General features: G+C 19.3%; 9 protein-coding genes. 7 read left to right on the forward strand and 2 right to left on the reverse strand.

The features are described from left to right. Positions 1 to 498 precede the first annotated feature (498 nt). The 3 genes from OC705_RS01590 (at position 499) to OC705_RS01600 (ending at position 4,832) form a co-directional block, all read left to right on the forward strand. The gene (locus OC705_RS01590) at positions 499 to 1,377 is read left to right on the forward strand and encodes a coiled-coil domain-containing protein (protein WP_304512531.1); all 879 of its coding nucleotides are present in this window, start codon (positions 499 to 501) and stop codon (positions 1,375 to 1,377) included. 1,308 nt (positions 1,378 to 2,685) lie between these two features. Further along, positions 2,686 to 3,231 (forward strand): hypothetical protein, encoded by a 546-nt coding sequence (locus OC705_RS01595; protein ID WP_304512530.1) that lies wholly within the window; start codon positions 2,686 to 2,688, stop codon positions 3,229 to 3,231. Positions 3,232 to 4,274: 1,043 nt separating this feature from the next. After that, a complete protein-coding gene (locus tag OC705_RS01600; RefSeq protein WP_304512529.1) occupies positions 4,275 to 4,832 on the forward strand; it encodes an effector in 558 nt (185 codons plus the stop codon). 517 nt (positions 4,833 to 5,349) lie between these two features. Here the strand turns inward: OC705_RS01600 and OC705_RS01605 are convergent. Beyond that, entirely contained in the window at positions 5,350 to 6,003 is a 654-nt protein-coding gene (locus OC705_RS01605; protein WP_304512528.1) for a hypothetical protein, read from the reverse strand. A 1,497-nt stretch (positions 6,004 to 7,500) separates the two neighbouring features. Here OC705_RS01605 and OC705_RS01610 point away from each other — a divergent pair. Beyond that, complete coding sequence (locus OC705_RS01610; RefSeq protein ID WP_304512527.1) at positions 7,501 to 7,947, forward strand: hypothetical protein; 447 nt, start codon at positions 7,501 to 7,503, stop codon at positions 7,945 to 7,947. Positions 7,948 to 8,285: 338 nt separating this feature from the next. After that, on the forward strand, positions 8,286 to 10,037 hold the full coding sequence (locus OC705_RS01615) for a hypothetical protein (protein ID WP_304512526.1): 1,752 nt from the start codon (positions 8,286 to 8,288) through the stop codon (positions 10,035 to 10,037). A 611-nt stretch (positions 10,038 to 10,648) separates the two neighbouring features. Here the strand turns inward: OC705_RS01615 and OC705_RS01620 are convergent. Continuing rightward, complete coding sequence (locus OC705_RS01620) at positions 10,649 to 11,038, reverse strand: effector protein (RefSeq protein ID WP_304512525.1); 390 nt, start codon at positions 11,036 to 11,038, stop codon at positions 10,649 to 10,651. A gap of 854 nt (positions 11,039 to 11,892) precedes the next feature. Here OC705_RS01620 and OC705_RS01625 point away from each other — a divergent pair. Both OC705_RS01625 and OC705_RS01630 read left to right on the forward strand, forming a co-directional pair. Beyond that, on the forward strand, positions 11,893 to 12,921 hold the full coding sequence (locus OC705_RS01625; protein ID WP_304513968.1) for an RNA-dependent RNA polymerase family protein: 1,029 nt from the start codon (positions 11,893 to 11,895) through the stop codon (positions 12,919 to 12,921). 1,247 nt (positions 12,922 to 14,168) lie between these two features. Then, positions 14,169 to 15,762, forward strand: a 1,594-nt coding sequence (locus OC705_RS01630) for a hypothetical protein (protein WP_304514035.1), incomplete at its 3' end; no start/stop codon positions are given.

The following is a 15,762-nucleotide window of genomic DNA, read 5'->3' on the forward strand; positions in this document are numbered from 1 at the left end:
TATCTGATATCAGATATTAGGCGCCGGATGCTTGGAAACTTGCTTGTCCGGTTCTGTGAGGGGCTAATTGCGAATATGAAAAAGTTATTATTATGACTTTTTCTAAACCGAATTAATCTATCTCGATGAATTAGAGATACAATTAAGAAAAAAATTAGATAATTTAAAGAAAAGAAAATAATGACTTTTAAAAACGTTTAAAAATTAATTTAAATAAATTCGATAAAAATAATTCATCAATAAATAATTTATTAATCATTATTAAATTACGATTATTATATATCGCTATTTATAATAAATTTATGGTTCAATAAAACATTTTTTAAAAAACGAAATTAAAATAAAAACTCATGTTTAACAAAACATTATGTAAAATAATAAAAAAGTAAAAATATTTTAAATTTCATTAATTTAGTATTAATAATTATAAAAATTTAATTTTATAATATTTTCAATATTTTATAATAATCATTATCAATTAGAAAAGTTAATAAATTTATGAATCTATCATTTTTTTTTAAAAAAAATTTAAAAAAAATTATTATTATTTCATTATTTTTTATTGTTATTATTATTGGGATTTATCACAATATTAATAGATCAAAAACACCTTTATCTTCTTTGGAATCAGAATCAGAAAAAGAGGTTTTATCTTCTGAAGAATTCCAAAAAAAGAAACATTCTGCAGAAATTATTCCACCTCAAATTCAAACCAATTCTGTTAAATTAGAAAAAATTAAAACTTATCTTTTCACTGACACTGATAATCTTTCTTTGTTACCTGATGATTTGTCTGTGAGAGAAAAAGAAGAAATTTTTGAAATGAAAAAGAGTTGGAAATTTTATTTCGATTTATTAAACAAAAAAAAGATTTATATTAATGAATACCAAAAGGAATGTGATGAATACCAATCTCAAATAATTTCTATTCAATCTAAAATACAATCTTTAAAACCACAATTATTAACATTAGAACAACAACGAGACGAAAAAGAACATAATATTAAAAATCTTCAATATCAATTAGGCGAAATTTCCCCTGTTTATGCAAAAGTGTTTCAACAAAAATATAATATTAAAATTAATAATTCCAAAACTCCAGATAAAATAGAAGAAACAAATTTAAAAGAGGAGATTAACATGCTTCAAAATGAAGTACAAAAAATAGTTAGTCAAATCAAACAAATTAAATTTGACATCGCTGATTTAGAATCAAAACAAAAAAAATACCAAAATATGTTGTTTTCTGCTGAAAAATCAAAAAAATCTTTAGAACAAAGATATAAAGATTCAGAATCAAAATATAAACAACCAATTATTTTTCAACTTAATTCTCTCTTCATGAATTCTATCAGCTTACAAGAAAAGAATAAATAAAAAATATTTTTATTCATAGTTATTATTAGTCGTTTATAAAGTTTAATATTTATATTTTTATATTAATCAAATTATGATGATGTTAAAAAAAATTGAAAGAAATTATAAACTATTAATCTAGCAAAAAAGATTTAATTAATTTTAAATAATTAATTTAAATAAATTCCCATAATAAATAACTTTAAAGACCTTTTTATAAAGGTCTTTTTTTATTTTTATGCTTATTTAAACCGAGATGCAATAGTATAAATAACTTTTTAAATTGAAAAAAATTAACATTCAAATTGATAAATGAGAAAATAAAAAGACAACGTATCCAGAAGAATTATTATCTTATTTCGATAAAAAATATTATTGAGTTTTAAAGGGTTATAAATATCCTTTGATTCTTTCGGTAACGATGAATAAAAAAATTTAAAATATCTTAAAATAATTTTTATTTTAAAAAATAAAAATTTATTTTATTTTTTATAATTTTTTCTATTTTTAAGTTAAATTTATAATGAAGATTTTTTTTTAAAATATTTTTTTGAATTTAATAAAAATTGTTCAAATTAAAAAAATTTAAATAATTTTTATTAAGAATAAAAGTTTTTTTCACAAAATTATGTGGTTATAATGATTAGTTTGTTTTAGGAATAGTAATTATTATTGGAATTTATTCAAATATTAATAGTATTAAAAAATAAATAAAACTCCCTTTTTTATTTATTTAGAGCTGAAACAGAATCAGAAGAATAATTATTATCTCCTGGAAAAATCAAAAAAAAGAATCAATTTTTTCTAGAATGAAAATTTTTATAAAAATTCTTCGAAATAAAATTAAAAATAATTTCACTAGATTAAAAACTACGAATACTTATCTTTCCACAGAACCTGATAACACTACTTTATTATCTTCGGAGTTATCCTCGAGAAAAAAGAAATCTCTAAAATAAAATCAATTTGTAAATTATTTTTGGACTTATTAAATCATACCGAAATTTTCTATTAATGAAAATTACCTAAAATAAATGTAATTAATAATAATTTAAACCGGATTCTTACCTTTCTATATCGAAAGAAGTTAATAATTTATAGTTTATTCAATTGGGAGGGCGGAGGGATTAAGGAAGAAAAGTTTTTACAAATCTTGAATATCATTAAAAATTTTTAAATATTCAATAAGAGCTTAAACGCGGGGATAAAATAATGTTATCAATTGTTATCATACTTTTCATCTTATAATAGTCTAAAAACATCCTATTTATATTTCTAAAAAATAACTGAATTAAAAATTCAAATAAAAAGGAGTTATAAATTGAAATAATGCAAGTCAAAAATAAATTGAATTTTTTACTATTCTGTTTAATTAATTGTTTAGCGTTATTATTCTTAGTTAATATTAATCAATTAATGGCAATGAATAACAATTATGAAAATGCATTTGAAAATAATTCCGAATATATTAGAAATTTATTATTAATACAAAAAAGAATTACTCAACAAATAATTAATGCTCTTTTAAGTGATGTTGAAGAGCAAGAAATTAATGTTTTATTGACTCAATTTCATCAAATACATCAACAAATAATAACTTATCAACAAATACAATTAAATAATCAAGAACTTATGATAAGAAATTTTTATAATAATATAATAATGATTCAATTGGAAAGAGAATATTTATCATTAATTCAAGAGATAATGTTAGCTATTGATAATATGCCTATTTATGATGCTTCGATAGAACAAATCAATAATTTAAGAAATATTCAGAGTAGAATTGATCAAAATCGAATACAAATAAACATTATTAGAAATCAAATTCAAAACTATCGAAATAATAATACTACTATAAGGAGAAGGACCTAAATATCGTGTCATTTAACCAACGACCAGTGCGATAAACCTGTAAGGCTAAGAACGGTTCTAAATTATAGAAAGTCGGATGCTGGGAAACTTACTTGTCCGGTTTGGATGGGGGGGCTATTTGTAATAGTTGATAGAAAAACAAATCTTATTAATGAAACACAAATAATCTATATTTGTGATATGTTGATAAAACATAATATTTAATATATTTTATTTTTTTAAAAAACCAAAAGGATTTATAAGTTAAGTGATGTGAGTAAAAAATAAATTATATTTTTTACTTTTATTTGTATATTTAAGAATATTCTTTTTAATGAATAGTAATCAAATTATAGTAATTAATAACAGTCATGGATCATGGTTAAATAATAATCAGTTAAATTTTGAACTATAAATGCGTATTTTATAATATTTTAATTTACAACAATCTCGATTAGTATAACAAATTTTTTGTGTTAGAAAAAAACAATACCTCTGCCAAATTTATTCATAATATATAATAATACAAATATATTCAATTAAACCAAAGAATTTCTGCTCAAAAAATAATTTTATATAACGCTATACCTAGATAAACAAATAATTCAAATAACTCTCACCAAAATTAAATCAATTAAATTTTTTTATAACTATAAAAAAAGATTCTTAAATAAGAATCTTTTTTTAGTTTTTATTAATTAAAAATAATTTATGATTATTAAAATAAAATGAACAATTTTAAAAAAGCATTGAAAATCTTTATCAGGAATAAAGAAACGCATAAATATAACAATTTATAAGCAAATTTATAATTTTTTTTTATTACTTAAATTAATATTTGTTTTATTTTAATAAAAAAGATAAACAGGAAGATTATATTTTTATTAAACATTTATTAAAAATTTAAAGTAAAATTAGAATTATTTTTGTTTTTATGTTAAAATTTTTAGTAGAAATCAATTTTAATTAGAAATTAAATAATTTAAAAAATGAATAAAAGAATAAACAAAAAATTATTAACAATATTTTTGTTACTTATTTCCTTTTTAATATGTTATTATATCTTGATTATAAAAAAAAATAACTTTTTAATATTTAATAACCTTTTAAATAATGATTTAAATCACATTCCTAAAATGCTTCAAAAACAACCAAAATCTGAATCTAAAAAAGAAGAAAATTTGAAAATTTCACATAAATATCATCATTTATTAAATTTTATAAAAAAAATTTCTTTAAAATATCAAAATAAAATTAAAAAAATTAATAACAAATTACATTTATATCAGAAAGATTATTACGTTTTAAATAAAGAATTGCGCCATTATGAAAATTTAGAAAAAATTTTTAATAATAAAATAGTTCTACTTTCAACAGAATTAAATAAAAAAAAACAAACATTGATAGAAAATAAAATTTATTCTTTTAAAAAAGCTTCTTTGGTATCAGAAAAGCAACAACTTCAAGATGTTCAACAAAAACATGATGATATGAAACCAATAATAAAAGCAAAAAGAGATCAAATTCAAAATTTAAAAATAAAAATAATTGATTTGTTAAAATATAAAAATATTTATTTTCGAATATTATATGATTTAAACGTTAATCCAAAAGATAACTAAATATTTAGTTATTTAACCAATGACCAGTGCGATAAAACTTATATCAATATATCTAAATCGCATTGGATAGTTTATCAATTAACAAACCTGGAATCTCACCATTAACAAAATGGTTACTTCCCCTAAAGAATTAAGGTAGATATTTAGCGTAACTTGGAGAATCCTAAAGGTCAGTTATTAAATTAACTAATAATGAGTTTAAAGTCATTAGGCCCAAGGATAAAGCGACTTCTTAGTAGTCGGAGGAGTAAAAATTGATCTGGAATGATAAAGAGAGAGTCTGAATGCCTAATGAGTTATGTATTTGCTATTCGGAGAACATTTAGTTCAACAAATGTCTTAAATAATAATTAATGAAATACAAAAAAATAAAAAAATAAAATTAGTAATTTATGATTAAAATAATTCGAATTAATATTTAAAATATAATTAAATTTCAGTTTCAAAAATTAAACATTAAAAATATTTAATATATAATATTGAAATGTTTTTTGGTCTTTATATTTGTTAGTTACAATTACTGGTTTTCAATAGTTATCGTTATATTATTATTGTATTGGCTTAGTTCATATAGTATTGAATGATAAATAGATTTGGCTTTTTCCAAGTCAACTTTATCTTTTTGTATTTTTTTTATTTGGATCTTAATATTTTTTATTTCTTCTGTTAATTGCGATTGTTTTTTTATAAAATGGTGAAGTTGTTGTTGCATCGGTATTAAAGAATCTACTTTAAAAGTAGAAATTTTATTTTGTATTAATGTTTGTTGCTTTTTATTTAATGAACTTGTTATTTGATTTATTTTTTGATTAATTTCTTTTAATTTTTTGTCATTATGCACAAACTGTTTATTCAAATTATAATTATTTGTTTTATATTCGCTTAATTTATCATCAATTGTATGAAGTTTATTTTGAAGTTTCAAATTAATTTTTTCTATAAAATTTAATAAATTTTGATCTTTAAAAGTTTGCGAATTTTCTTGTATCGTATATTTTTGATCGCTAATATTTATTTTAGATTTTTGTTGTATTTTTATTTTTTTTGGATCTAATTGGTTTTTTAAATTATTGCGTATTAAAAAAATATTTTTAAACATTAAAATGTACCATAATATTACAATAATAATAAGGAATAATAATATTTTTTTAATTTTTTCTATTTTTGCCATATTCAATTTTTTCGAATTTTTTTAATCTATTCTAATTAGAATTAAAATAAAAATTTATTAACAATTATAACACAAAATGTTTAAAATATTTAAATTAAATTTTGTTTTTTACATTTTATTTTGATAAAATTGTTTTATTAAAATAAAAAAAATTTATTTTTAATAATAAATATTAATATTAATTTCAAATTAAACTATTTTTAAATTAATATTAAATGCAAAATTTTATATGTTATAAATTTTATGTTTATTGCTGAAATCATATTTCAAAATATTACAATCACAAATATTAATACTGATTTATATAATTTTTAATAATAAATAAATATTCTTTTAAAATCTAAAATAATTAATATTTTTTATAAAATGAATAAAATTTACTTTAAAAATATAAAAATAACAATAAATTTCTTTTAATTTAAATTTCAAAACTTAATATAACTTTTTTTCATTTATAATTAATAATATTTTTTTAAATTAAGAAATAAAATTAAAAAGAATTTTTGAAATAAAACGGCTAAATAAAAAAATAGTATTTTAATTTAATATTTTTTTATTTAGCTTTTTATTGGCATTATTATTTTTAATTGTGAAAATGCCATTTAACAAAACAATAAATAATTATTAAAAAATAATAATATTTTCGTTAACTAATAATAATAAATAAACATAATAATTAAATTAAGATTAATACAAAAAATTTTTTTAATTTAATTTTTAGAATTAGGTCACAAAATATAATTAATAATCAAAAAAAATTATCAATTTTTTTTTAATTTGTAAATTTAAAACAATATATTTTTATTTTAATCACAATGTTTTAAATTATTTTTTATAAAATAAAATTAATATAATTAAAAAATATTGATAATACCATAAAATAATTGCCAAAAAAGTGTATTAATTGATTTATGAAAAATAAAAAAATTATAATTATATTTATAGATTTTACATAAAAAAAATATTTATTATAGCAAATAATTATATTTTATAAAATTAATTATAAATATATTTTTATTTAGTTTATTTATTAATTAGTTAGTAAAATATAATCAATTCAATTTATTACTAATTAATTTATTTTTTAATGAATTTAATAATTTGTATTAAATTTTGCGTTATAAAATTTACTATATCTTTATATTTTGAAATTTAAAAATAGAATTATAAATTGCTTAATTCTTAAATTATTAATTATTTTTTCATATTTTTTGTGATAACAATATATTATTGTTTTCAAATAAAGGTCATAATAATAAAATTTATTTTTTTAATAAATGTATATAGAGTAATATTTGAATAAAATTTTGGACAACAACGAATTATTTGAAGGAAAAAAAATATTTTAAGGTTGATTTTTTAATAAAAAAATATTATAAGTATTATTTGTAAAAATATAAATTAATATATATTTTTACAAATAATCATTAATATTGAAAATATTAATATAAATTCCATTAAATCAATAATTATTTTATTATAGGTTAGGTTATAAAAATGAAAAAAAACAAAAAAATAAAAACAAATAAAACATTATATTTAATTAATTTTTTTTATTTAATATTTATCACAATAATGTTAACGATAATTCATGTATCTTTAAGCATAAAAATTAAAACAACAATAACAAAAACAGAAAATGAATTTAAAAATTTAAATAATAAATTAAATTTAATCCAAAATAATCAATTTATTCAAAATTATAACAAAAAAACACAAATTCAAGATAAACTAACTTACAAAAACAATGATAATACAGAAATAAAAGATTCACAAATACATAATACTGAAGATGATGAAATACAAGACAACGATAAACAAAAAGAATCATTATTACCATCTTCAAATAAAGAAAATAATAATTCATTAGATAATGAAAACTATGATTTATCATATGAAAACTATGATTCATTAGATAATACAAATTATATATTAATTAAATAATGAAAACTATTATTCATCGAAGAAAAATAATGATGATAACATAATTAAAGTATTTTCATCAAAGAAAGATAAAAAATAAAGAATGTGATAATATTAATATAATTTAGAAAAATTAGAATTATCGGGGAGTTAATTTTATAAAAACAATGAGAAATTTAGTTTTATAAATATAAATTAATCATATAAATTAATTTTATGATGGATTTTTATTTTCGTCTTTAGTATAATATATATAAAATTTATTATTTATTTTTAGAACATATATTAACACAAATTCCTTAATAATAAAAAAATAGCTATTTATAAAAAAAGATAGCGGAAATGGAATTTTAAAATTAATGTTATTAAGTGATAATATTGTTCCTGAAAAACAATTAATTCATTTGTTACAAAAATATGCTAAACATTCTCGAACATTTCATTATATTCAAGAATCTATTTGTAGCTTAATTACTTTTAAATATTTGTCATATCAATATGAACAAAATCATTTATATGAAGATCCTCAGGATACGAATATTAGTAATCATTTTATTTTGCCTGTAAATTTATTTTGGTCTTCTTTGATTAACCAATTAATAAATAAACAATTAACCGAATCAGAATTAATTAATCACTTACATGAAGCTTTTTATAGTATTGATATTTCTAATAACACTAAATATCAATATTTATTTAAAGAAATGAATTTATATAAAAATAATTTGGTTTTATTAGACTCTGATTTTATTTCAAATATAATGTTAATGATTAATCAAATACCAATTCATAATTTAAACCAATTATTTCAAGAAATCATTATAGAACATCAAAAACAAAAAATTAATAATAAAAAAAGATTTTTAAATTTAGATTTTTTTAACCATTTAATACCTGAATTAATTAGATCAGAATTGTTAATAAATGCCAATATTTATGATATGACTTGTGATAATGATTTTGGATTAATATTAAATAAAATTGTTACCGTATTAGAATTTAATCATAATCAGCATTTCAAAGGTAATATATATGGTGGTTGTATTATCTCAGATAATAATAATAATTTATTTACTCGTTATAATCCTATAGGTTTTAGTTTAGCTCGTATGAATTTATTATTAAAAAATCAAGAATTACTTTGTGTTGATGTCGAAAATAAAAAATTTTGTTTTCCGGAATTAGATTTAATTATTTGTGATGGTAATACATTATCCAAATATTATGAAAATCATTATCAAGAGTTTTTACATAACGAAAAAAGAAGAGAAATTTTTCAAAAAAATATTTATCCAATGATGTTAAATTCATTATCTTTTAAAGGTAAAATTATTATATTTGGCGATGAAAATATTTTAATTTCTTTAAATAAAGATTTCGAATATCATCAAAATATAATTATGCTAAAATCTGGTAAACATGTAGATTTAATAATTAAATTATTAGAAACTGGTTGTTTTCGTTCTCTATTTAGATCGAATAATTTTGAATATGATTATTTGCTTTTATTACAAAAAAATAAAAATTTTTATGAAAAAGATATTTTTGGTATTAATTTAAAGTTAACGAATCACAAATCACCAAATAATAATCTTCAAGATCAATCTCATGATTCTTTAATTAAAACAGTTATTAGAAATTATTCTTTACGCAAACCTAGCGTTAATAATTCTAATTTTAAGTATTCTTTTAACGAAGTTTTAGAAAAATTTTATTACAAATATCTTTTTAAGACTAATAATTTTGTTTCATTTAATGATATAATTTTAATTAATTCTAACCAATTTTTTGATAAATTTATATATTTTTACAACCGTTCTAAAAGATGGTTAAAAATTATTATGGAATCATATTTTTTATATGCTTTGGGAAATATTATTTTAAAATTATTAAATAAATCTAGTATTATAATTCCATTTGTTAAACATTATTGGTCTAATTTAATTTTGGGTGGTCCATTGATTATTTATTTGTTTTCATCATTAACTATAATGTCGAAAAACATTAAAAATTATTTAATCAAAATAATGGCAATTTCGAATTGGCAAATTTTATTATTAATAAATATGATTCTTTATATTATATTAAATTGGGAATATTATATTAAATAAAATTAACCGAGAAAATATTAATTTCTCGGTTAATTTATTATTTATAATAAAAATTTTATTTTTTATTGTTTTGCATTTTATTAATTATTATTTTAGAAATTTGTTGAGCTAAATATCCTCCATATTATAAATCTATTATACTGATTAATTTTTCACTTTCAAAAAATAGCTTTTGATTAACATTTAAAGCCTCTGAAAAAATTTTGTTTAATAATTTGTCAATATTGAAAAAGTAAACTTTAATTTTCGTTTAAAACATAAGTAGTAATCAAGCATCTGGCTTGCTCTAATTAACCTTTTTGCGAAGACTAACTTGGTGTCATCACTAATTAGTTGTTGATTCTTATTGTTTTGTAGCAGTTATATTATTTAATATTATAGGAGATATCTGAGAAATAAATTACTGAATTCTTTCGTCCTATATAAATCCTATATAAAGTTCGTTAACCTTCTTCTCGTCGGAAAGACTAACTTAATTATTCCAAATTAAGTTTTATCTCTCTTACTACTAAAAAAATTCGCTTTATCTTTGGATATAATTAATAATTTAAAATAAATAAAATTAAAATTTAGAAAATAAATTTTTATTATGATAACAGAATAGAAAATTATTATTTTTCTTTATATTCCCAAAAAATAAACATATTAACAGAATTATTAGCCATATATTTTAATTCTTCTAAAGAATATTTATCATCTTGATCATCTCTAGTACTTTCATCAAAAAAAACACCTAATAAATTTGTAGGTGGATTTTTAATTTTCCACATAATACAAAATTCTGCTACAGTGCTGTTATAACAAGGACATGTTTGATTAAAATCAAAGTATTGCGCAAATGAAGAATGTTGTTTTAAAACATCAATACTACTTACAGTTATATTAACAATTCTAGTTCCTTGAATAATTTCTTCTTTCGATGGCGCAGCCATAATAATATTATTTGAATTATAAATTTTCATTAATGTTAATAAAAGAGATAAATGATATAATTTTAACATAATTTTTTAAAAATCCTTTTTATTTCAAAATTAATTTTACAATTTATATTCTATAATAATTTAAAAAAATTGATTAAAAAATAAAAATCATAAAAATATTATTTTATTCAAGAAATAATTTAAATTATTTCTACGGGTACCAAAAAAATCCTAAATTTCGTGTTATTTAACCAATAACCAGGGCTGATAAACCCTGAAAGAATATAACCGGTCCGGCAAACGAAAGAATGTCAGATTACAGCAGACCATAAAAGCGGGTTACGACAAAAGCAAATTAGTCAAAAAGACGCTACACTACACCCTGTTTACTACACAGCGTTTTTGTAAATAATTAACAATAAAGCTAATAATAATTGGTTATTTTTGTTTGTTTTTTCTCTCTTCAAATGGGTTAAATTTGTTGAATTTCTTTTTTTTGGAACATTTTTTTACATTGAAAAAAGTTTTACAAAAATAACCATTAAATATATATTTAAGTACAAAATTAAAAAAAACGGAGAACAAAATGAAAAAAATATTTTTAATTTTTTTGAGTTCAAATATTAACAAGTAAAAAAATAAAAAGGTTACCAAACAAAAATGGCGAATCGCAGAGAAATTGCATTACTACAATATGCTTTAATACCAATGGTCACATTATTAAACAAGATAACACTTGTTAAAAAAATAATTAAATTATATAATATATTTATATATTGTGAGCACCAAAGAGGCCTAAATGTTGTGCTATCTAACCAATAAAGGGCCAGATAAAAAACCTGAAAGGATAAGAACGGTTCTTTAAAAGAAACAATAAAGAATTACAGCAGTTCTTAAAAGCGGATTGCGATGAAGTAGTTAGTCAAGCAAATATCATGGATAAAAAGCGGAAATACCAATCAACTTCAGGTTCGCCACAAGGAGGAATCATCTCCCTGTTGCTCGCCAATATCTATTTAGATTATCTGGATAAGAAATTAGGGGAACTAGTGAAAGCTGGAAAAACACAGTTCAAAATGAATCCCAAATATATTAGAGCCACAAAATTAGGGATCTATAAGAAAAGGGATAAATCTCAACCCAATCATCGTGTAGAATACATAACAAATGAAGAGGTTACATCGATAACATGGAATAAAAAAATAAGGAGTGTATATAAAATCATGAATTTTTTAAAATATATTGTGCTAACAGCCAAATTAAGCGCAGCTATGTTAGGTTTTAACACGGTAGATTTTTTCAGAGATGAAGTAAATGCAAAATTAGCACCTTTAAAACGAGAAATAAAATTATCTTATGAAAAAAGAAAATTAAATGAAAACTTGGAAATAGTTAATTTATCACCTCAAGAAATATATACAATATTAAATAAAAAAAATATAGATAATTTATCACCACACAAAATACATAAAATATTAAATAAAAAAAATATAGATAACTTATCATTACAAAAAAAAGATGAAATGTTAAATATAAATACCGATCGCATAATGGTTAAAAATATAGATAATATAAATTGGGAAACAATAAATAATATTGTAAATGATGCTGATTTTGAAACTATAAAACAATGGAATTTAATATTTAGCAGATATAATTTTTATAATGATAACAAAAAATTATTAAATAAAATGTTTAAAATTATAAATTTATCGCCGCAACAAATATATAAAATATTAAACGAAAAAAATATAAATAATTTATCACCACAAAAAATAGATGAAATGTTAAATATAAATACCGATCGCATAATGGTTAAAAATATAGATAATATAAATTGGGAAACAATAAATGATATTGTAAATGATGCTGATTTTGAAACTATAAAACAATGGAATTTGATATTTAGCAGATATAATTTTTATAAGAATTATTCCGAAAAAAATAATATATTTAATAATTAAAAGTATAATCTTTTATAAAAATGAGAGTCTTTATAATTAAGTTGACAACCTATATAATATTTTAATTAGGGCGCCAAAGAGACCTAAATATCGTGTCATTTTACCAATGACCAGTGCGATAAACACTATAAGGCTAAGAACGGTTTTTGAAAAGGAAACTCTCAAGAATTATAGCAGTTCTTAAAAGCGGGTTGCGACGAAGTAGTTAGTCAAGAAGATACCGCCACCAAATGGTTCTAAGGATAAGCCTGTAATGGCCTAAGAAGATAAGTAGATGTAAAATAATATAACCTGTCTCGTAAACTACTATAAACGAGCAGTCCTGAGGCTATTAATACAATAGATAAGTATTGAATAGTTTATCAATTAATAAACCTGGAATCTCGCGCTGCTCCCCATTCGCTACACAACCAAATGAAGAGGTTACATTGGTAACATGAAATAAAAAATAAAGAAAAGAATTAATAATAAAGACCAATTTTAAAATTGGTCTTTTTTCTTTTTTCAAATAAATGAAAAAAGATATCTTATTATCTTTTCTAATTATATGGAAAGAAAAACTTTATTTTATTTTTTATTTGATACGACATTTTTTTGGAGCGGTTCATAAAAATGGTTAGAAACCATTGATTAAAGATATTTTATATATAATTTTTTTATGTTTTATGTTTAAATTTTCACTTAATCAAAAGAAATATTTTGAATTTTATTAATTTTTTGAATGTTGACGAAAATATTAATATTTGATAAAATGAATTACATATTGTTAAATTAAAAATTAATTTAGTGTTTATAAATTTGATATACTTATTTTATTTATAATTATATTTTTATTCTAATTAAATTTTAATTTAAATCGGTTTTTAATAAATAATTATTAATAAATTATTAATATAGATAAATTAAATTATCTATTAATTCAATATTTTTTATTTCTTAGTTTTAATAATCTATTATTTAAAAAATTTAATTTTTTTAAAATATTTTATTAATTTTATAATTATTTTTTATTTTTTTGACATTTTTTTATTTAAAATTTTGATCATAACAAATAAATTTTTATAAAATTATTTTAATTTTGTAAATAAATTTCAAATTTAATAATTATATAAGATTATTTTTTTGTTAAATTTAATAAATATATTTATTTTCTTGTATTTAATGTTTTTAATAAATTCTGAAAAGCATTTTAATTAAAAAAAGATTAATAAAATTTAAATAAATTAACGGAAAAAAGGTTTTTTATTGTGTTTGAAAATTACCTAAAAAATAAAATTATTAAATTATTAATTGCAGTTTTTATTTTATTTTTGTCATTAAATCTTTTCTTAATAATATTTTTTCAATTCAATAATAATATTAAAAAAACTAGATTATTTTCTTCTAATAAAAACATAAATAATTCAGAGAAATTAAAAATTAATATATTTGATATAATACATCCTAGAATTGATATAAATTTTTTACCTGATGAGAAAAAAAAAATATTTTCAATGGATCCTAATCTGTCTTCAAAAGAAATAATTTTACTTTTAAAAGAAAAAATATTGAATCAATTTCAAGAACTTAATCAAATCTCAAAATCTTACGTATTATCACAAGAAGATGCGAATATAAAAATTGATAAAAAATTATATTATTATGACCTTCCTGAAGATGAAAACAAATATCTGCAAAAACACCTATACACAGACCCTAAACTTTCAGACAAAGAAACAATCCAAATTCTTGCATCCAAGTTATTATCAGAAATTAACCTAAAAGAACAAAGATTTAAAGAATATGTTTTATTTTTACAACAAAAATTAAATCATAAAATGATTAGTGTGGATGATTTAAATATAAAAATAATTTTAAAAAATAAAAAAATGCCAGATATATTATTTTACATTATGATGGTAAACACAGTTTTAGAAGAAACACAATATAGAATAACTATATTAAACGAACAACTTAAAGACGATCAGAAATTAGAATTACTCGAACATGATTTTATGAATACTAGGGATTGGATAGATAATGAGGAAAAAAAGATATTGTTAATAAAGCCTCAAATTTCTTCACAAGAAACGATTTTAATTTTAAAAGAAAAAATAGCAAATCAATTTAGACAAAGAAATCAATTGGCCAAATATTACGATGCAATACAACAAAAAGCATTACCAATATTTCCTCAAACTAAAAGATATATTTCAAATGAAGATGTTTATCTACAAAATATTTTTAATAAATATTCCCACAATAAGGAAGATAAAATAATCGAACATCTTCAAAAATCATTAAACCAAGAATATGAAAACAAAAAATCATTATTAAAATTATGTGATATAGTCTTAAATCGACAAATTTTTCCACAAATTTACTATATTAATTCAAATTCAATGAATTTTGAAACTCATATAAATGAAATGGATCAACTTTTAAATGATCCAGTGTATGTTTCTTTTATAAGAATTCAATTAGATGATGCAATAAAAAAATTAATGCAATTACAACAACATATAAAACAAATACAAGATCAGGTCCTTATAGATTTAGATCAAGCACAAAGAGAATTAAAAAATACAAGGGACGCGCGTGATAAAATAAAAGAAAAATTAAATCAAAAAAAAAAAGAATTAAAAGATGCACAAAATAAAGCAACCAAAGACTTAAGTAATGTTCAAAAAAAAGCTGAAAAAGACTTAGCCGATAAAAACCGAGTAATCTCGGAGCAAGAAAACACTATTACACAATTAAATCAAGATAAAACTGATCTAGAAACTGCTAAAAATGCTCTAGAAACTGCTAAAAACAAAATAATCTCAGACCGAGAACAAACTATTAGAGATAAAGAACAAA

This window comes from Candidatus Phytoplasma fabacearum (assembly GCF_030586805.1).
Lineage (GTDB): Bacteria > Bacillota_I > Bacilli_A > Acholeplasmatales > Acholeplasmataceae > Phytoplasma > Phytoplasma fabacearum.